Source organism: Paraburkholderia sp. PGU19, assembly GCF_013426915.1.
Lineage (GTDB): Bacteria > Pseudomonadota > Gammaproteobacteria > Burkholderiales > Burkholderiaceae > Paraburkholderia.
Genome location: NZ_AP023180.1, coordinates 771,053 through 789,592, shown reverse-complemented (window position 1 = coordinate 789,592; position 18,540 = coordinate 771,053). Strand labels below are relative to the sequence as shown.

Here is an 18,540-nt window from a genome sequence, read left to right as displayed (position 1 = left end):
TCGTGTTTTCGCTTTCCACGCGGCATGGTTCTTGCAAAACGCTTGCATGTCAAAGCGGAAAGGAGAACCCGATGACCTTGGCCATTTACCTGATCGGCTGGCTGATTTTCATTGGCGGCGTGTCGTGGGCCCTCGTCACCATGCACATTGCGCAGCATTACGTCTTGATCGTCGCCGTCATTCTGCTCGGCATCGGCGTCGTCACCGGCGCGACCCGCGCGCGTGGACGCGACCGCTCTTCATAGCGCTTCATCGCACGCACGCAGGTCACGGCGCAGGCATTTTTTTCACGTCGCCGTGACCCGCCGTAACGCGGGTTGTGACGCGGGTTGTGACATTTCCCGACATAGTTTTTGAACTGACCTGAAGGGCAGTTTCTTCTACGATTCATTCCGTCGCCACACTGCAAACGCGAAGTGGCCCGAACCGTGAAGGACACTGCCGTGAAAACCCGCTCGCCCATCTTCTCTTCGTTGTCTGGTCTGCTGAATCGTTCGACGGCATCCGCTGCGCGCGGCTTTTCGGGCGGCATGTCGCGCCGCATCGCGCTGGCGGCGGCAGCGACGGTGATCGGCGCTAGCGCGTCGCTCGTCAGCGTGCCCGCATGGGCCGGCTGGTACGGCCACGGCACCGCGTACACGTCGCGTGGCGAATACAACGGCGCGCACGGCGGCTACTGCAGCGGCGGCACCTGCAATCACGCAGGCGGCGTGGCCGGCCCCTACGGCGGCGTCGCGAGTAACTCGGGCAGCGTCACACGCACGTCGCCGGGCCAGTTCTCCAACTCGGGCACGGCGTACGGACCGAACGGCCGCTCGGTCCAGCATTCCGGCGACACCAGCTGCGCCAGCGGCACCTGCTCGCATACGGGCACGATGACGGGCTCTGACGGCAAGACGGCATCGACGTCGGGTGAAGTGACGCGCAACGGCGCCGGCCAATACTCGTCGTCGGGAACGGTGACGGGCGGAAACGGCAACAGCTACAACCACTCGGCATCGACGAACTGCAGCGGCTGGACATGCTCGCGCTCGGGCACCGTGACGGGCAGCAACGGCGGCACGGTTTCGCACTCGGGCAGCGCGACGAGTGTTGCTCCTGGCGTGGTCGTCACGTCGGGCAGCGCGACGGGAACGCACGGCAACACCGTGACGACGAGCGGCACGGTCGTGCACGGCGGCGTCGTCACGACGGGCGGCACGGCTGTGGTAACGGGCACGACGACGGTCGGCGCGGCTGTCGTGGTGCCGCCGCCCGTGATCGTCCCGCCGCCGCCCGCTGTGGTCGTCGCCGCGCCCGTGCCTGCGCCCGTCGTCGTGGCTCCGCCGCCGCCCGCTGTAGTGGTCGCGCCGGCTCCCGTCGTCGTGCCGCCGCCGCCCGCACGTGTCGTGGTCGTGGCTCCGCCGCCGCCCCCGCATGTCGTCTATGTCGCACCGAAGCCGCGTCCCGCCGTCTGGATTCCGGGACACTGGATCGGCCGCGTGTGGATTCCGGCGCACTGGGCGTAAATGAACAAGGCAGACGTACAAACACAAACGGCGCGTGAAGCGCCGTTTGTGTTTTGGGTGTGACGTGAAAGTGGAAGCTCAGCCCGGCTTCATGCCGGGCCCAACCGTCACGGCTGGATCGACAGGCACGGGTTCCGCGACCACGTTGGCAGGCACGAGCGGCTTGCTGCGAAAACGCGAGCGAATGCGCCGGCGCATCGGCTCTTCGAAATACGTGAACACGATGACGCTGAACAGCAGCGTGAACGTGAGTGGAATCCAGCCGTTGCTCGCGCGAAAACCCACGAGCCACGCGAGATACGCAAGCGGCACGTGAATCAGGAAGAGCGCATAGCTCGCTTCGCCGAAGCGCACGAGCCAGCGCTGATTCAGCAGGCCGATCACGGGCCGCTCGAGCAGCGCAAGGCCGAGAATCAAGGTCGCGAAGAACGGGCTTTGCGGATAGAACACGGGCGTCGTAGGCTGCCACAGCGCGAGCACGATCAGCACGACGACGGAACCCGACACCAGCGCGATGCCGCGCTTGTGCATCGACACGCCGCGCGTGCGCAAGCTCTGGAATGCGAGCGCCGCGCCGATGCCAAGCATGAATTCGGCGATCCGGCACAGCGGCAGCGCGCCCGCAAGAAAGTGACTGCGCGAGACGGGGAACGCGGCCATGATGAACAGGATCATCAGGCCCTGCGCGATCCAGATGCCGACCAGCGTGGCGGCCAGCGTCGATGCGCGCATCTTCACGAAGCGCGCGAGGATAAACGGAAAGAGCGCGTAGAAAAACGCCTCGCACGACACGCTCGAAGCCGGACCATTCCACGGCTGATTGATCGCGGCGAACGGGAACCAGGCGGTGATCAGGAACACCTGGCAAATGAAGCTCACCACCAGTGAAAGATTGATCGACGTCTTCAGCGCGAACCACTTGAGGAACAGCACATCGTTGTGCGAGATGACCAGATACGCGGTCGTGACGGATGCAATGGCGAGCGCGAACAGGATGTTCGGATAAATGCGTGCGACGCGCGCGACGTAAAAATTATGCGGGCTTTGCGTCGCGAGTTCATCGCGATACGTGTACGTGAGGATGAAGCCCGAGAGCACGAAGAAGAGGGAAACAGCCGAGCGCCCGCCATCGACGAAATCGAAGAACGGAACGGGCGTATTGAGCAGATCGAGTTCGCGGTAATGCGACAGGACGACAGTCAGCGCCGCAAGAAAGCGGATGCTCGTCAGCGCAGGAACGATGCCGTTGGCCTGAGTGGTCGTCGCTCGCATTGGGCTCTCATTCTTAAAAGGATGCGCCAAAAGTTTCCGCATCGACAGTTCAGTTTAACGGTCTGCCATCACCTTCTTTCCGGTTCAACCCTTAGGTGTCGGAAAACACCGAGACATTGGCCGAGCAATCCCCGTTGCGCGTTGTGTACCGGCACCGATTGATTGTCACGACACGTGAAACGCGACCCGGTCGTGACCGTATTGCAATGCGCTTTGCATGGCGATTTCGGACTGGCTTTGTCCGATCCAGACAAACCCTGATTGCTGCGCCGAAAGGGCCGCTGATATCGTGCGCAGGTCATGTGGAAGCGCTTCCACTCGAGTTTCGAATCTGTCGACCGATTCGTTTCGAAGGCGCATCAACCATTCAACGAGAGGAGGTTCCGTGGCATACGATGCAGTGGCACCCGGCAGTCAGCAAAGCGATCCGTTCACGCCGTCCGCCGGCTCCGTGCTCTGGCGCAAGGACTTTCTGCTCGGCGCGGCAACGGCCTCGTATCAGATCGAAGGCGCCGTCAACGAGGATGGCCGCCTGCCGTCCATCTGGGATACGTTCTCCGCGACGCCGGGCAAGGTGCTCGCGGGCGACACGGGCGCCGTGGCCTGCGATCACTATCACCGCTGGGAAAGCGATCTCGACTTGCTCTCGGGGCTCAACTTCGAGGCGTACCGGCTGTCGGTTGCGTGGCCGCGCGTGATGGACGAAGCGGGGCGCCCGAACGCAAAGGGCCTCGATTTCTACAAGCGGCTGCTCGGCAGGCTGAAGGACAAGGGCTTGCAGACTTTCGTCACGCTATATCACTGGGACTTGCCACAGCACCTGGAAGATCGCGGCGGCTGGCTCAACCGTGAGACCGCCTATCGTTTCGCCGACTACGCGGACCTGATGAGCCGCGAACTGTCGGGCCACGTCGACGCGTGGATGACGCTCAACGAGCCGTGGTGTTCGGCCTTCCTCGGCTACGGCAATGGCCATCATGCGCCCGGTCTTGCGAACATCCGCTATGCGACGCAGGCGATGCATCATCTGCTGCTCGCGCATGGACTCGCGACGCAGGTATTGCGCGCGAACGATCCGTCGTCGATGAAAGGCATCGTGGCGAACGTGGGGCGCGGTACGGCCGCAACGCAGAGCGAAGCGGACCAGCGCGCCGCGCATCTGTTCGAAGTGCAGCACAATGCGTGGATTCTCGACCCGCTTCTGAAGGGTGAGTATCCGGTCGATCTATGGGAACTGTGGCCGGGCGCCGAGCCGCTCGTGCTCGAAGGCGATCTGCAAACCATCGCGGCGCCGCTCGATTTTCTCGGCATCAACTATTATTTCCGCACCAATGTGAAGAGCGATGGCGCGCACGGCTTCGTCGACGCGCCGCTGGCCGATGTCGAACGCACGCAGATGGGCTGGGAAGTCCATCCGGACGGGCTGCGAGACCTGCTGACGGGATTTCACGGTACGTATCCGAACCTGCCGCCCATCTACATCACCGAGAATGGCATGGCCTCGGACGACAAGGTGGAGAACGGCCGTGTCGAGGACCCGCAGCGCATCGCGTTCCTCAAGCGGCATCTGGCCGCCGTCGATCAGGCCGTGAAGCAGGGCGTCGATATTCGCGGCTACTTCGTCTGGTCGCTGCTGGATAACTTCGAATGGGCGTTCGGTTACGAGCGGCGCTTCGGCGTCGTGCATGTCGATTACGGCACGCAGCAGCGCACCGTCAAACGCAGCGGCGAACTGATCGCGAAGTTCATCGAGGCGCGCAAACAGCAGCGCTGATAACGACGCGCGGATACGCAGTCACGAGAAGCTGATAAGCAGTCGACCTGATAAATCGGGCCACGAGCCTGAAGGAGACGGAATGAACAGCAGAAAACAGTGGGCGTTGAAAAGCGGTATTGCACTGGCATTGGCCATCACGGGCGTCATCGCGCAAGCGGAGCCGTTGAAGGCGAATGTGATTCACTGGTGGACGTCGGGCGGAGAATCGGCGGCCATCCGGCAGTTCGCCGATGCGTACAACCAGGCGGGCGGCCAATGGGTCGACAACGCCGTGGCGGGCGCGGACCAGGCGCGTGCGACCGCGATCAACCGCATTGTCGGCGGCGATCCGCCCACGGCTGCGCAGTTCAACACGTCGAAGCAGTTTCATGACCTGATCGATCAGGGCCTGCTCAACAACGTCGATGCCGTTGCCACGAAGGAGAACTGGCCCGCCATCTTCCCGCAATCGATACTCGACAGCATCAAGGTCAATGGCCATTACTACGCGGCGCCCGTCGATATCCACATGCCCGCGTGGTTCTTCTATTCGAAGCCGGTGTTTGCGAAAGCGGGCATTGCGGGCGACCCGAAGAGCTTCGATGAATTCGTCGGCGATCTCGACAAGCTGAAAAAGTCGGGCGTGATTCCGCTCGCGCTGGGCGGCCAGCCGTGGCAGGAGAAGATCACGTTCGATGCCGTGTTCGCCGATGTCGGCGGACCCGATCTGTATCTGAAGGTGTATCGCGACCGCGACCAGAACGCGGTGAAATCGGATGCGTTCAAGAAGGTGCTCGCGTCGTTCAAGAAGCTGCATGATTACGTCGATGCAGGCTCGCCGGGACGCAACTGGAACGACGCGACGGCGCTCGTGATCTCCGGCAAGGCGGGCGTGCAGATCATGGGCGACTGGGCGAAGGGCGAATTTTCGGCGGCAAAGCAGGCGCCCGGCAAGGACTTCGGCTGCTTCCCCGGTTTTGGTCCGCGCTCGCCATATCTGGTGGCGGGCGACGTGTTCGTGTTCCCGAAGACGGACAACGCGACGGCGATCAAGGCGCAGAACCTGCTTGCGACGGTGATGACCTCGCCGCAGGCGCAGGTCGCGTTCAGCGCGAAGAAAGGCTCGATCCCGATCCGGCCCGACGTCGACGTGAACCAACTCGACATGTGCGCGAAGGAGGGCATCGCGATCATGAAGGACAAGTCGCGCCAGTTGCCAAACCCCGAAATGCTCCTGTCGCCTGACATGCAGGGCGCGTTGACGGACGTCATCACGAACTTCTGGAACAAGAACCAGTCGGTCGACGATGCACAAAAGGCCTTTGCCAGCGCACTGAAGGGCTGACGCGCGATGGGCACGCTCAAGTCGCATGCCTTGCCTGACATGACAGCGAGCCGCAGGCCCGTCGCGGCGACGCGCGGGCGGCCTCTGCGCAAGCGCTGGTCGCTCGCCGCATGGATCGCGTTGATTCCGATGGTAGTCACGGTTGTCTGCGCGTATCTCGGCACGATGTTGTGGACGGCGCGCGTGTCGCTCAGCAACTCGCGCACGTTTCCGTCGAACGATTTCGTCGGCTTCACGCAATACGTGCGGCTGTTTCATAACGACCGCTGGCTCGTGTCGCTGCAGCACATCGCCGTCTATGGTGTGTGCTTCATCGTCGCGTGTCTCGTGATCGGCATGCTGCTGGCGATCTTCATCGATCAGCGCGTGATGGCGGAAGGCGTATTGCGCACGGTGTTCCTGTATCCGTACGCGATGTCGTTCGTCGCGACGGGTCTGGTGTGGCAATGGATCCTCAATCCTGAACTCGGCGCGCAGTCGCTGCTGCACAAGATGGGCTTCACGCATGCGCGCTTCGACTGGATCGTCGATCAGGACTTCGTGATCTATACGATCGTGATCGCGACCGTGTGGCAGGCGTCGGGCCTCGTGATGGCCGTGATGCTCGCGGGCTTGCGCGGCATCGACGACGAGTTGTGGAAGGCCGCGCGCATCGACGGCATTCCGCGCTGGCGCGTCTACGTGAGCATCGTGATTCCGATGCTCGGCCCGTCTATCTCCACCGCGTTCGTGCTGTTGTTCGTCGCCGTGGTGAAGCTGTTCGACGCCGTCGTTGCGATGACGCAGGGCGGTCCCGGCACGGCGAGCGAAGTGCCCGCGAAGTTCATCATGGACTATCTGTTCGGGCGCGCGAATATCGGGCTCGCGTCGGCCGCGTCGATCGTGCTGCTGGCCACCGTGCTCGCGATACTTACGCCGTTCCTGTATGCCCGCAGCCGAAGCGCGTCGCGCAAGGAGGTGTGATGAGCACGACGCTTGGACCGTCCGCTCGTGTGTCGCGCCAGCGGCATGCGCGCAAGAAGCGCTTTTCGCCGTCGCGTCTGGGCATCTATGGCTTTCTGATCATCGCGGCGCTGTTCTTCCTGTTGCCGCTTTACGTGATGCTCGTGACGTCGGTGAAACCGATGGACGAAATCCGCCTGGGCAATCTGCTCGCGCTGCCCGCGCACTTCACGCTGCAACCGTGGAGCGATGCATGGCAGTCGGCGTGCACGGGACTCGATTGCAACGGCATCCGCGTGGGCTTCTGGAACTCGGTGCGTATCGTCGTGCCGAGCACGGTGTTCTCGATCGTGATCGGCGCGATCAACGGCTATGCACTGTCGTTCTGGCGGCCGCGCGGCGCGGGCGTGTTCTTCGGCGTGCTGCTGCTCGGTGCGTTCATTCCGTATCAGGTGATGATCTACCCGATGGTGCGCGTGCTCGCGAGCGTGCATCTGTTCAGCTCGCTCCCCGGCATCGTGATCATTCACACGATTTTCGGCATGCCCGTGATGACGCTGCTGTTCCGCAACTACTACGCGGGCATTCCGCTGGAACTGTTCAAGGCCGCGCGCATCGACGGCGGCGGATTCTGGCGCATCTTCTTTCAACTGATGCTGCCGATGTCGCTGCCCATCATCGTCGTCGCGATGATTCTGCAGGTAACGAACATCTGGAACGACTACCTGCTCGGCCTCGTGTTCGCAGGCACGCGCAACCTGCCGATGACAGTGCAACTGAACAACATCATCAACACGACGACAGGCGAGAAGATCTACAACGTCAACATGGCGGCGACGATTCTGACTTCCGTCGTGCCGCTCGCCGTGTATTTCATTTCGGGCCGCTGGTTCGTGCGCGGCATCGCGTCCGGCGCAGTGAAGGGTTGAAGGAACGAATATGGCAACCGTACCGAACATCGCGAACGCGAACGTTGCAAACGTCGCGGTCCGCGACCTGAAAATCCAGCTCGGCGCGAACACGGTGATCGACGCGCTCGATCTCGACGTGCGCGCAGGCGAATTCGTCGTACTGCTCGGACCATCGGGTTGCGGCAAGTCGACGTTGCTGCACAGCATTGCCGGTTTGATCGACGTGACGGAGGGCAGCATCGAGATTGGCGGCGAGGACATGACGTGGGCCGATCCGAAAGACCGGCGCATCGCGCTCGTGTTCCAGTCGTATGCGCTCTATCCGACCATGAGCGTCGAGCGCAATCTGTCGTTCGCGCTGCGCATCAACGGCACGCCGAAGGCGGAGATCGAGCGGCGCGTGGCGCGTGCGTCCGACATGCTGCAACTCGGACCTTTGCTCAAGCGCAAACCGTCGCAGCTGTCGGGCGGACAGCGGCAGCGCGTGGCGATCGGACGCGCGATCGTGCGCGAAGCCGACGTGTTTCTGTTCGACGAGCCGCTGTCGAATCTCGATGCGAAGCTGCGCACCGAATTGCGCCGCGAACTGAAGCAATTGCATCAGCGCCTGGGCGCAACCATGATCTACGTGACGCACGACCAGGTCGAAGCGATGACGCTCGCCACGCGCATGGCCGTGATGAAGAGCGGCGTGATCCAGCAGTTCGGCACGCCTGCGGAGGTGTATGCGCGCCCCGCGAACCTGTTCGTCGCGACCTTTCTCGGCTCGCCGGCGATGAATCTGCTAAACGGCACGCTGCATGCTCAGGGTGATGGCGCGCGCTTCACGGGCGCGAAGCTCGATCTCGACGTGTCGCAATACGCGTTCGCCGCGCAGCCCGACTACGGCAAGCCGTGCGTGCTGGGCGTGCGGCCCGAGGACGTGCGCGTGCGGATCGGCGCGGACTCGAATCAGCGCGGACAAGTGTCGCTTATCGAACCAATGGGCAACCACCGGGTTATCTGGCTCGATTATCATGGCACCCAGATAGCGTCGATCGATCAGGAGAAAACGCCCGTCGCCGTTGGCGATTCAGTGGCGTTCGCGATCGACGGCGCACATATATCGCTGTTCGACGAGGCGGGCGGGGCGCGCCTCTGAACGGCACGCCCAACAATACAAGCGGACGGAGACACCGTGGCGACCCTCAAAGATGTAGCGGAGCTGGCGGGCGTGGGGCTCTCGACAGCCTCGCGCGCCATTTCCGGCAAAGGACCCGTATCGGCCGAGGCGGCTGCGCGCGTGCAGGCCGCGATCGCCGAACTCAACTTCCGGCCTTCGTCGATTGGCCGCGCGATGGCCACGCAGCAACTGGGCATCATCGGCCTGTTCGTGCCGACCTTCTTCGGCTCGTACTACGGCACGATCCTCAAGCAGACCGATCTCGAACTGCGCTCGGTGCACCGGCACGTGGTGGTGGCGACGGGTTGCGGCGAATCGACGCCGCGTGAGCAGGCGCTCGAAGCCGTGCAGTTTCTGATCGGGCGCGATTGCGATGGGGTCGTCGTGATCAGTCACGATCTGCACGATGAAGACCTCGATCAGTTGCACCGGATGCATCCGAAGATGGTCTTTCTCAACCGCGCGTTCGATGCGTTGCCTGATGCGTCGTTCTGCGCCGATCATCGGCGCGGTGGCGAGATTGCGGCGGCCACGCTGCTGGAGCATGGGCATCGCAAGATTGCTGTGATCTCAGGGCCGTATACGGCGTCGGACAATATCGAGCGGCTTGAAGGGTTCTTCGACGAGCTGGCACGTCACGGCATTGCGCGTGAGTCGGTGCCGTTGATTGAATCCGACTTCTCGCCGGAAGGCGGTTATGCGGCGACGTGCCAGTTGCTTGAATCGAACGTGCCGTTTACTGGGCTTTTTTGTGCAAACGATACGATGGCCGTCAGTGCGCTTGCGCGGTTTCAGCAGTTGGGCATTTCGGTGCCCGGCGATGTGTCCGTGATCGGCTATGACGATGATTATTCGGCGGCTTATTCGGCGCCTGCTTTGACGTCGGTGCATATTCCGACTGCTGAACTTACGCAGAATGCGGTGCGCTGGCTCATTAACCAGTGCTATGGGACCAAGTGGGATATCTTTCGCGAGTTTCCCGTGACGGTGTCGATGCGGGCTTCCGTTGGGCCGCCGAAAGCGGCGTGAAAGTGTGTCGGCGGTGCCTTGATCTGTTGCGGTTTGCGGTGCTGGATTAGCATGAAGGTTTATGCGACGCAGGAGATTTTATGCAGCCGCCGTCTCTCGATAATCCTTTTCTCGAATCGCTCGCGGTTGAGTTGACCGAATGGAAGAACGGTTACGCCGAGTTCACGATGCCGATTCGGCCCGAGACGCTCAACCGTCAGCGTGTGTTGCAAGGTGGCGCGATTGCTACGCTTCTTGACGCTGCCGCGGGGTATTCAGGTCTTTATAGTGAAGCGGACCCGATTCATGCGTTTACTTTGTCGTTGACGATTAGTTACCTCGACAAAGGGCTCGGGGAAAAGGTCATTAGTAAAGGGTTTCTTGAACGTAAGGGACGGTCTGTGTTCTTTGCTCGCGCAGAGGCATGGGTCGATCACAAGGTGTTGATCGCTAGCGCGCAAGGGGTTTTTAAGTACGCATGAGGTGGGGTGTTTTTTTGTCTGCGACGCTGGTTGGTTTTCGTGCCTTTACGCTGGCATCCGCGATTTGTTAGCGCGCTTCAAGCGTCGCCCCTGTGCGGGGCGGCACCTACTTTTCTTTGCCGCCGCAAAGAAAAGTAGGCAAAAGAAAGCGGCTCACACCGCCAGGTCTAGTTTCTGCCTGAGGGCCCCCAAAGGGTCTTACGCTTCACACGGCAATCACGTGACCCATGTTCGTTGCCAACGCTCTTGCGGTGCGCATCACCCGCTTCACGCACCCGCGCTGCATCATGCCGTGCCAGACATTCCACCGCCGCCCAGGTGGCAAACTGTGTGTCGGCCGTAGTGCCTCGCACGCCTCACTTCGGACCGATAGCGCAGGCGTTCCACCCTGTAGGAGCGCCAAGCTATACGACGCGACAACCTACACACAGTTTGCCACCTGGGCGGCACATACCATTCGCTGCCGCCTGCCCGTGCAAATGCATTCGAAGCGGGTGATGCGTTTATTCCAAGCGTTGGCAACACGCGCCAGCAGAGCCGTTGCCGTGTGAGGCGTAAGACCCTTTGGGGGCCCTCAGGCAAGAAGAAATGTTGGCGGTGTTAGCCGCTTTCTTTTGCCTACTTTTCTTTGCGGCGGCAAAGAAAAGTAGGTGCCGCCCCGCACAGGGGCGACGCGTGAACGGCAAACACCGTAGCGCGGATGCCAGCGAACACACAGGCAAACCACCACAACGCCGCTGCCAGCGCCAAGGCAAAGCCCCACAGCGTCGCAGACAACCCAAAAAACCACCACCTCCCGGCATATTTCCCAGCAATCAGTTAACATCAACATTCCCACAAAGAATTCCAGCCCGCGCGCGCAGCGCGCAAAAAACCCTCAGGAACACAGCATGGTCACATCCAGCAGCTACACCGATACCCGTCTGTTGATCAACAACGAGTGGTGCGACGCCGCCAGCGGCAAGACCCTCGACGTCGTCAATCCCGCGACGGGCAAGCCGATCGGCAAGGTCGCGCACGCGGGCAAGGCCGATCTGGACCGCGCGCTGGAAGCCGCACAGAAGGGCTTCGAAGCGTGGCGCAAGGTTCCCGCCAACGAACGCGCCACCACGATGCGCAAGGCCGCCGCCTTCGTGCGCGAGCGCGCCGACAGCATCGCGCGCCTGATGACGCAGGAACAGGGCAAGCCGTTCGCGGAAGCGCGCGTCGAAGTGCTGTCGGCCGCCGACATCATCGAATGGTTCGCGGACGAAGGCCGCCGTGTCTACGGCCGCGTCGTGCCGTCGCGCAATCTGAATGCGCAATCGCTCGTTATCAAGGAGCCGATCGGCCCCGTCGCGGCGTTCACGCCGTGGAATTTCCCCGTCAACCAGGTGGTCCGCAAGCTCAGCGCCGCGCTCGCAAGCGGCTGCTCGTTCCTCGTCAAGGCGCCTGAAGAGACGCCCGCATCGCCCGCGCAGCTTCTGCAAGCGTTCGTCGATGCAGGCGTGCCCGCTGGCACCGTCGGCCTCGTGTTCGGCGATCCCGCCGAGATTTCGAGCTACCTGATTCCGCATCCCGTCATCCGCAAGGTCACGTTCACGGGCTCGACCCCCGTCGGCAAGCAGCTCGCCGCGCTCGCTGGCCAGCACATGAAGCGCGCAACGATGGAACTCGGCGGCCACGCGCCCGTGATCGTCGCGGAAGACGCAGACGTCGCGCTCGCCGTCAAGGCAGCAGGCGGCGCGAAGTTCCGTAACGCAGGCCAGGTGTGCATCTCGCCGACACGTTTCCTCGTACACAACAGCATCCGCGAAGAATTCGCCGCGGCGCTCGTCAAGCACGCAGAGAGCCTGAAGGTCGGCGACGGCCTCGCCGAAGGCACGCAGCTCGGGCCGCTCGCAAACGCGCGCCGTCTGACGGCGATGGCGAGCATCATCGAGAACGCGCGCTCAACGGGCGCGACGGTCGCGACGGGCGGCGAGCGCATCGGCTCGGAAGGCAACTTCTTCGCGCCGACCGTCCTGACGGACGTGACGCTCGAAGCCGACGTGTTCAACAACGAACCGTTCGGCCCGATCGCCGCAATCCGCGGCTTCGACAAGCTCGAAGACGCCATCGCCGAAGCGAACCGTCTGCCGTTCGGTCTCGCGGGCTATGCGTTCACGAAGTCGTTCCGCAACGTGCACCTGCTGTCGCAGAACCTCGAAGTCGGCATGCTGTGGATCAACCAGCCCGCCACGCCGACGCCGGAAATGCCGTTCGGCGGCGTCAAGGATTCGGGTTACGGCTCGGAAGGCGGACCGGAAGCGATGGAAGCCTATCTCGTGACGAAGGCCGTCACGGTCATGGCCGTCTAAAGTCTGCTGAAAACGCAGACATGCCGCCCGCTGCAATGGCGGGCGGTTTGCTGAAAGACGCGCATCGCGAACGCCGCGTCCAGCCGGTTCGTCGGACGAATCGAAAGCTGTTGGTAAAACTCCCGATTGGTGGCATCACGCTGCGCTTCTAGCATGGCGTTCGATGCCGCACGCCCGCGCATCGAATGCTCATACCGTTGCTTCGTTTTCAAACGCGGCAGATCGCTACCGTCCTACTACTCACTGTGTTGCCGCTGCAAGATGGGCGTAGGCAGCCATTCGCTGCTTTGCCCATGCCGCGCGCGTGACAAGAAAAACGAAAACGCACGGCGCGCAGGCCCCAACGTGAGGCGCCATTGCGCCTGAACGTCGTCCGTTACGTCACGAGTCACTGGAGAGTTTCGATGATCTTTCATGCGTCCATTCCCACGCAAAATCCCGAGCGCGTCGCGCGCACGCTTGCCGAAGTGTGGGGCGGTTTCGCCGCGCCGTTTTCGCCTTTCGAAGGCGCGTGGATGGCGGTGGCAGGCGACGACCGCGGCACGATCATCGAGACCTATCCGAGCAACCTCACGCTCACGCCCGGCGACACGCAGGAGCCGCTTGCGTCGATGACGAACACGCGTGCGCAATACAGCGGCTTTCACATGGCCGTCGCGTCGCCGCTGTCGGCAGAGCAGGTGATCGCGATCGGCGAGCGCGAAGGATGGCGTGCCGTGCGGTGCACGCGCGGCAACAACTTCTTCGACGTGATCGAGCTATGGATCGAAAACAGCACGCTGATCGAAGTGCTGACACCCGAGATGCAGACGCAGTATCTCGGCTTCGCGACGCCCGAGAACTTCCGCGCGCTCGCCGAGCAAGCTTCCGCTTCTGTTGTTGCATCGCAATGACTACACTGCGGTGATGTCCCATCACCGGAGTCCGCGATGACTGCCGCAGCGAAATCTCCCGCGTCCGTTGCGACGTTCAAAAGCGAGCACGGCTTTTCGATCACGGTCGCGCGGCTGCGCGGCCTGCTCGCCGACAAAGGCATGACGATCTTCGTCGATATCGATCAGGCCGACGCCGCCGCGCAGGTCGGCATGACACTGCGTCCAACGCGTCTGATCGTGTTCGGCAACCCGAAGGGCGGCACGCCCGTGATGCAGGCGAACCCCTTGGCAGGGCTGCTGCTGCCGCTCAAGGCGCTCGTGTGGGAAGACGAAGCGCGCGTCACATGGCTCGCCATCAATGACCTTACAGACGCGCTCGTGGACGACTATGGGCTGGAGGCGTCGCTCGTCGAGCCGCTCGCCAAAGCGAAGGCGCTGATCCAGATGGTGGCTGCGCGCGATTCCGCGTGAGCGCTCGCATCCGTGCTGCAATGCGCGGGCGACGCGCCGTCATGCGTTCGATCAATAAGTGTCACAAAGGCTTGCATACGCGAGGCGTAGAGTCGGGTTCGCGTCTACCATGACGCGTTGCCGCGCACGGCGCGAGCGTACATGACACGACATTTATGCATCGGATGCGGATACCGGGGTTTGCGTTTGCCTTATCGATTCTCACGGCACTTTCAGCGTGCACGGCAGGTTCCGCCGTCGTGCCACCTCACGCCGACAGTACCCGCACATTGCCGGCGCTGATCGCCCATCGCGGCGGAACGGCCGATTATCCTGAGAACACATTGACCGCCATCGAAGGCGCGCTCGCGAATCATGCCGACGTCATCTGGCTCACGGTGCAGTTGAGCCGGGACGGCGTGCCTGTGCTGTATCGTCCGAAGGATCTGTCGGCGTTGACGGATGCAAGCGGCCCGGTGGCGGGACGGACGGCAGCGGAGCTGGCGCGCATCAATGCGGGCTGGCAGTTCGAGGCGCCGGATGCGCCGGGAGCCAGGCCGTATCGGTCGAAGCCTGTCGGCATACCGACGCTCGCAGACGCGCTGCGGATCATTCCGCTTGACGTGCCCGTCGTGCTCGATATGAAGGCGTTGCCCGCGGTGCCCCAGGCGTCTGCTGTCGCGCGTGTGCTCGATGCGCTGGATGCGTGGCCGCGCGTCATGATCTATTCGACGGAAGTCGATTATCAGGCGGCGTTCGCGCAGTATCCGCAGGCGCGCATGTTCGAGTCGCGTGATGCGACGCGTCAGCGGCTCTTTGGCGTCGCGTTGACGGGGCAATGCGATGCGCCGCGAGCCGGCACGCGAGCGGGCTTCGAGTTGGGCCGCAAGGTCGAGGTGATCGAGCGTTTCACGCTTGGCGAAGGGCGTTCGACTTTTGCTGCGCGCACGTGGACACCCGCGTCGGTGCAGTGCTTTCGGCGCGCCGCCGATATGTGGCTGGTTGCGTTTGCCGTGAACGATGCGGAGGCTTATCGCGAAGCCGCGTGTCTGCGTATGGATGCTGTGCTTGTGGATTCGCCGCGGATGCTGGCGGGGGTGAGGAGCGCGCTGCAGGCGGAGCGCGGGCCGCTCGATTGCAATTTGGGCGACGGCGGTGCGGCGCGGTAGGGTGTTTTTGGTTGAAGCGCCTAAGGCGGCGCGGTGGCTCTTTGTCTGCAACGCTGGGTGGTTTGCTTTGGCTTTGCGCTGGCATCTGCGGTTTGCCTCTGCGCTGGCATCCGCGGTTTGTTAGCGCGCTAACAAATCGCGGATGCCAGCGCAAAGGCAAAAAAACCAAACCGCTTGCGCAGCAAACACCGAGCCCCCTAGCTGCCATTTCACTTCGCCCCACCGGGGCCCTGCGTCCTCCGATCCCAAACTCTCAGACACCCCCCAAGAAACTCCGCAAACCCATCAGCAGACGGCGACAACGACCGGTCCACAGGACGATAAACACACACTTCCCGAATCGTCTCAGGCTCGACGACACGCCGCATCACGAGCCCAAACGTCTGCGCAAGCGGCTTCACATAAAGCGGCGCAAGCGTAACCGCAAGCCCCTGCGCTACGAGACCAAACGCAGTGGTCACATTATCGACAACCTCAACAGGCGCAATCCGGGCATCCGATGGCTGATCGGCCAACATCTGCGCGACACTCGCTTCATGATCGCGGCCCGTCGCGATGATCGGCGTGCCCCGCAGGTCCTGCCACCGCAAACGCCTTTTCCGCGCCAGCGCATGCTGCTCAGCGCACCACAACACCCACGGGCTCTGAAAGATCGGCTCCCGCTGCACGCGGTCGCCCGTCGCCCGATCAGGCCCAACGGCAAGATCGACGTCGCCGCTCGCGACACGCTCCACCAGTTGCTCGACATCCGTATCGACGACCCTTACCACGACCTTCGGCTTCTCAGTCGCATAGCCCGCTATGGCAAACGGAATCGCCGTGCTCGCCAGCACCAGCGGCGCGCCGACCCGCACGATGCCCGCCGCGCGGTTGCGGATGTCGCTCGCGGTCTGCTCGGCGGCACGCAAATGCCGCAACACCGATTCCGCCGAAGAGAGAAAATCGCGGCCGGCCGTCGATAGGCTCACGCGCCGCGTCGTGCGATCGAACAGACGAAAGCCAAGCTCGCGCTCCAGCTCCGCCAGCAACTGGCTCACGGCCGACGAGGTCAGCCCCAGCCGTTGCGCCGCAGCTGCAATGCCGTTCTGATCGACAATCGCTAGAAACGCCTCGAACTGGCGTATGGTGATGCGTGTGAGGGCCATCCGCCGATTCTAAAGCGTAACTTACGAATCGTGCAGAATCGATTGATTGTGACAACACGCGCTTTTCGACACACTGTTTCGCACGCGTCGGTGCATGCCTTCGCAACCTCTCGCAGAGTCACGCAACATCCAGCACACATAGACAGAGACACAATCATGTTCGAACACATCCCCGCGTATCCTGGCGATCCCATCCTGAGCCTCAACGAGGACTTCCAGCGCGACCCGCGCACCAACAAGGTCAATCTGAGCATCGGCATCTACTTCGACGAAAACGGCACGCTGCCCGTGATGTCGTCGGTGCGCGAAGCCGAAGCGGCCATCGTCGCCCAAGGCACGCCGCGCTCGTATCTGCCGATGTCGGGCCTGCCGCAATACCGCGATGCCGCCCAGACACTCGTGTTCGGCGCCAACAGCGCAGCGCGCGCCGCGGGCCGCATCGCAACGGTCCAGACGGTGGGCGGCTCGGGCGCGCTGAAGGTCGGCGCGGATTTCCTCAAGCGTCACTTCGCGGGCTCGCAGGTGTGGCTGAGCGATCCGAGCTGGGAAAACCATCGCGTCGTGTTCGAAGCAGCGGGCCACACGGTCAACACGTATCCGTACTACGACGACACTACGGGCGGCCTGCGTTTCGACGCGATGCGCGACACGATCGACGCGCTGCCCGAACGCAGCATCGTGCTGCTGCACGCGTGCTGCCACAACCCGACGGGCGTCGACCTGACGGCCGACCAATGGCGCGAGCTGCTGCCCGTGCTGCAGCGTCGCAAGCTGATCGCGTTCGTCGACATGGCGTATCAGGGCTTCGGCGATGGCCTCGAAGAAGATGCCGCGTGCGTGCGCATGCTCGCGGACGCCGACGTGCCAATGATCGTCGCGAACTCGTTCTCGAAGAATTTCTCGCTGTACGGCGAGCGTTGCGGCGCGCTGAGCGTCCTCTGCAAGGACGCAGCCGAAGCGCAGCGCGTGCTCGGCCAGCTGACTTTCACGATCCGCGCGAACTACAGCAATCCGCCCATGCACGGCGCGCGGCTCGTCGCGGGCGTGCTCGGCGACGCGAAACTGCGCGCGTCGTGGGACGACGAACTGCGCGTGATGCGCGAGCGCATTCATGAAATGCGTCACGCGATTCACGAAGGGCTTGCCGGTCGCGTCGATGAAGTGATGCGCGCGCGTTACGTCGCGCAGGTCGGCATGTTCACCTACACGGGCTTGTCCGCCGAACAGGTCGAAACGCTGCGGCTGGAACACGGCATCTATCTGCTGCGCTCGGGGCGCATGTGTGTCGCGGGCCTGAACCGCAACAACGTCGCGTACGTGGTATCGGCGATTGCAGCCGTCGCCGGGTCGGGCGCGCGCCAGTAAGGAGGCACGAGATGGAGATCATGGAACGAGACGAGCGGGCCACGGGCACGGGCGCTGGCCCGGCAGCGATGCATCCTGACGAGTGGCAGGCGCGCGTTCAATTGGCCGCCTGTTATCGCGTCTTCGATATGCTGGGCTGGACCGAGTTGATCTACAACCACATCACGGTGCGCCTGCCCGACAGCGTGACGGGCGGAGCGAAGCAATTCCTGATCAATCCATTCGGCCTGCATTACAGTGAAGTGACGGCGCGCAATCTGGTGAAGATCGATGCGCAGGGCGCATTCTCGATGGCTCGACGTATCCGGTGAATCCTGCCGGCTTCACCGTGCACTCGGCGCTGCACGAAGGCATCCCAGATGCGCATTGCGTGATGCATACGCATACCACAGCGGGCGTCGCCGTCGCGTGCTCGGAAGGCGGCTTGCAGCAGACCAACTTCTATAGCGCGCAGTTGCACGAACGCATTGCGTATCACGACTTCGAAGGCATCACGATTCACGCTGAAGAAGGGCCGCGCCTCGTCGAACATATCGGCGACCGGCAGGCGGTGATTCTGCGCAATCACGGGCTGCTGTCGTGGGGCACGACCTTGCCGCAAGCGTTCGCGATTCTGTGGACGCTGAACCGCGCCTGCGAGATTCAGGTCGCGACGTTCGCGATGGGCCGCGCGCGGCCCGTGCCCGAAGCGGTCGCCGAGCAATGCTCGCGCGACGCGTTGCAATTCGACGTGCGCTACGGCGCGGGGCAGGACGTGTTCGACGCGCTGGTGCGCAAGGTCGATAGAATCGACGCCAGCTACAAGGATTGA

17 protein-coding genes and 1 pseudogene are annotated in these 18,540 nt (G+C 62.9%); 15 read left to right on the top strand and 3 right to left on the bottom strand.

Annotated elements, in window-relative coordinates:
- Positions 1-71: 71 nt before the first annotated feature.
- Both H1204_RS21145 and H1204_RS21140 read left to right on the top strand, forming a co-directional pair.
- Positions 72-245, top strand: coding sequence for a hypothetical protein (locus H1204_RS21145; RefSeq protein ID WP_180732589.1), 174 nt, complete (start codon positions 72-74; stop codon positions 243-245).
- A gap of 198 nt (positions 246-443) precedes the next feature.
- Complete coding sequence (locus tag H1204_RS21140; RefSeq protein ID WP_180732588.1) at positions 444-1,508, top strand: hypothetical protein; 1,065 nt, start codon at positions 444-446, stop codon at positions 1,506-1,508.
- Positions 1,509-1,586: 78 nt separating this feature from the next.
- On the opposite strand, the gene H1204_RS21135 is transcribed toward H1204_RS21140, so the two are convergent.
- Positions 1,587-2,780 carry an acyltransferase gene (locus H1204_RS21135; RefSeq protein ID WP_180732587.1) on the bottom strand — a complete coding sequence of 398 codons (1,194 nt, stop codon included), beginning with the start codon at positions 2,778-2,780 and terminating at the stop codon, positions 1,587-1,589.
- A gap of 385 nt (positions 2,781-3,165) precedes the next feature.
- On the opposite strand from H1204_RS21135, the gene H1204_RS21130 reads away from it, so the two are divergent.
- From H1204_RS21130 to H1204_RS21095, 8 genes are all read left to right on the top strand, one after another.
- Positions 3,166-4,554 carry a GH1 family beta-glucosidase gene (locus H1204_RS21130; RefSeq protein ID WP_180732586.1) on the top strand — a complete coding sequence of 463 codons (1,389 nt, stop codon included), beginning with the start codon at positions 3,166-3,168 and terminating at the stop codon, positions 4,552-4,554.
- 82 nt (positions 4,555-4,636) lie between these two features.
- Positions 4,637-5,881: an ABC transporter substrate-binding protein gene (locus H1204_RS21125; protein WP_180732585.1), complete on the top strand. Its 1,245-nt coding sequence runs from the start codon at positions 4,637-4,639 to the stop codon at positions 5,879-5,881.
- Positions 5,882-5,920: 39 nt separating this feature from the next.
- Positions 5,921-6,844, top strand: a complete 924-nt coding sequence (locus tag H1204_RS21120) for a sugar ABC transporter permease (protein ID WP_180733249.1) — start codon at positions 5,921-5,923, stop codon at positions 6,842-6,844.
- Positions 6,844-7,752, top strand: a complete 909-nt coding sequence (locus tag H1204_RS21115) for a carbohydrate ABC transporter permease (protein ID WP_180732584.1) — start codon at positions 6,844-6,846, stop codon at positions 7,750-7,752. The genes H1204_RS21120 and H1204_RS21115 overlap by 1 nt, the downstream gene beginning before the upstream one ends.
- A gap of 10 nt (positions 7,753-7,762) precedes the next feature.
- Entirely contained in the window at positions 7,763-8,875 is a 1,113-nt protein-coding gene (locus H1204_RS21110) for an ABC transporter ATP-binding protein (RefSeq protein ID WP_243468739.1), read from the top strand.
- Between the two features lie 36 nt (positions 8,876-8,911).
- Entirely contained in the window at positions 8,912-9,925 is a 1,014-nt protein-coding gene (locus H1204_RS21105) for a substrate-binding domain-containing protein (RefSeq protein ID WP_180732583.1), read from the top strand.
- 80 nt (positions 9,926-10,005) lie between these two features.
- Positions 10,006-10,386, top strand: coding sequence for a PaaI family thioesterase (locus H1204_RS21100; protein ID WP_180732582.1), 381 nt, complete (start codon positions 10,006-10,008; stop codon positions 10,384-10,386).
- 890 nt (positions 10,387-11,276) lie between these two features.
- Positions 11,277-12,725: an NAD-dependent succinate-semialdehyde dehydrogenase gene (locus H1204_RS21095; protein ID WP_180732581.1), complete on the top strand. Its 1,449-nt coding sequence runs from the start codon at positions 11,277-11,279 to the stop codon at positions 12,723-12,725.
- On the opposite strand, the gene H1204_RS21090 is transcribed toward H1204_RS21095, so the two are convergent.
- Positions 12,722-12,937, bottom strand: coding sequence for a hypothetical protein (locus H1204_RS21090; RefSeq protein WP_180732580.1), 216 nt, complete (start codon positions 12,935-12,937; stop codon positions 12,722-12,724). The two genes, H1204_RS21095 and H1204_RS21090, sit on opposite strands and share 4 nt — an antisense overlap.
- Positions 12,938-13,129: 192 nt before the next feature.
- Here H1204_RS21090 and H1204_RS21085 point away from each other — a divergent pair, with 192 nt between their 5' ends.
- From H1204_RS21085 to H1204_RS21075, 3 genes are all read left to right on the top strand, one after another.
- Entirely contained in the window at positions 13,130-13,618 is a 489-nt protein-coding gene (locus tag H1204_RS21085; protein WP_180732579.1) for a hypothetical protein, read from the top strand.
- A gap of 36 nt (positions 13,619-13,654) precedes the next feature.
- Positions 13,655-14,071 carry a DUF302 domain-containing protein gene (locus H1204_RS21080; RefSeq protein ID WP_180732578.1) on the top strand — a complete coding sequence of 139 codons (417 nt, stop codon included), beginning with the start codon at positions 13,655-13,657 and terminating at the stop codon, positions 14,069-14,071.
- 164 nt (positions 14,072-14,235) lie between these two features.
- Complete coding sequence (locus tag H1204_RS21075; protein ID WP_180733247.1) at positions 14,236-15,219, top strand: glycerophosphodiester phosphodiesterase family protein; 984 nt, start codon at positions 14,236-14,238, stop codon at positions 15,217-15,219.
- A 209-nt stretch (positions 15,220-15,428) separates the two neighbouring features.
- On the opposite strand, the gene H1204_RS21070 is transcribed toward H1204_RS21075, so the two are convergent.
- Positions 15,429-16,364 (bottom strand): LysR family transcriptional regulator, encoded by a 936-nt coding sequence (locus H1204_RS21070; protein WP_180732577.1) that lies wholly within the window; start codon positions 16,362-16,364, stop codon positions 15,429-15,431.
- Positions 16,365-16,520: 156 nt separating this feature from the next.
- Here H1204_RS21070 and H1204_RS21065 point away from each other — a divergent pair, with 156 nt between their 5' ends.
- Entirely contained in the window at positions 16,521-17,729 is a 1,209-nt protein-coding gene (locus tag H1204_RS21065) for an amino acid aminotransferase (RefSeq protein WP_180732576.1), read from the top strand.
- Positions 17,730-17,740: 11 nt separating this feature from the next.
- A pseudogene (locus H1204_RS21060) lies at positions 17,741-18,540 on the top strand (class II aldolase/adducin family protein).

Bases quoted from the DNA above. Each gene is read 5' to 3' on its own strand.
- H1204_RS21145 (WP_180732589.1), top strand. From the start codon at position 72: ATGACCTTGGCCATTTACCTGATCGGCTGGCTGATTTTCATTGGCGGC.
- H1204_RS21135 (WP_180732587.1), bottom strand. From the start codon at position 2,780: ATGCGAGCGACGACCACTCAGGCCAACGGCATCGTTCCTGCGCTGACG.
- H1204_RS21125 (WP_180732585.1), top strand. From the start codon at position 4,637: ATGAACAGCAGAAAACAGTGGGCGTTGAAAAGCGGTATTGCACTGGCA.
- H1204_RS21120 (WP_180733249.1), top strand. From the start codon at position 5,921: ATGACAGCGAGCCGCAGGCCCGTCGCGGCGACGCGCGGGCGGCCTCTG.
- H1204_RS21115 (WP_180732584.1), top strand. From the start codon at position 6,844: ATGAGCACGACGCTTGGACCGTCCGCTCGTGTGTCGCGCCAGCGGCAT.
- H1204_RS21110 (WP_243468739.1), top strand. From the start codon at position 7,763: ATGGCAACCGTACCGAACATCGCGAACGCGAACGTTGCAAACGTCGCG.
- H1204_RS21100 (WP_180732582.1), top strand. From the start codon at position 10,006: ATGCAGCCGCCGTCTCTCGATAATCCTTTTCTCGAATCGCTCGCGGTT.
- H1204_RS21095 (WP_180732581.1), top strand. From the start codon at position 11,277: ATGGTCACATCCAGCAGCTACACCGATACCCGTCTGTTGATCAACAAC.
- H1204_RS21085 (WP_180732579.1), top strand. From the start codon at position 13,130: ATGATCTTTCATGCGTCCATTCCCACGCAAAATCCCGAGCGCGTCGCG.
- H1204_RS21080 (WP_180732578.1), top strand. From the start codon at position 13,655: ATGACTGCCGCAGCGAAATCTCCCGCGTCCGTTGCGACGTTCAAAAGC.
- H1204_RS21075 (WP_180733247.1), top strand. From the start codon at position 14,236: ATGCGGATACCGGGGTTTGCGTTTGCCTTATCGATTCTCACGGCACTT.
- H1204_RS21070 (WP_180732577.1), bottom strand. From the start codon at position 16,364: ATGGCCCTCACACGCATCACCATACGCCAGTTCGAGGCGTTTCTAGCG.
- H1204_RS21065 (WP_180732576.1), top strand. From the start codon at position 16,521: ATGTTCGAACACATCCCCGCGTATCCTGGCGATCCCATCCTGAGCCTC.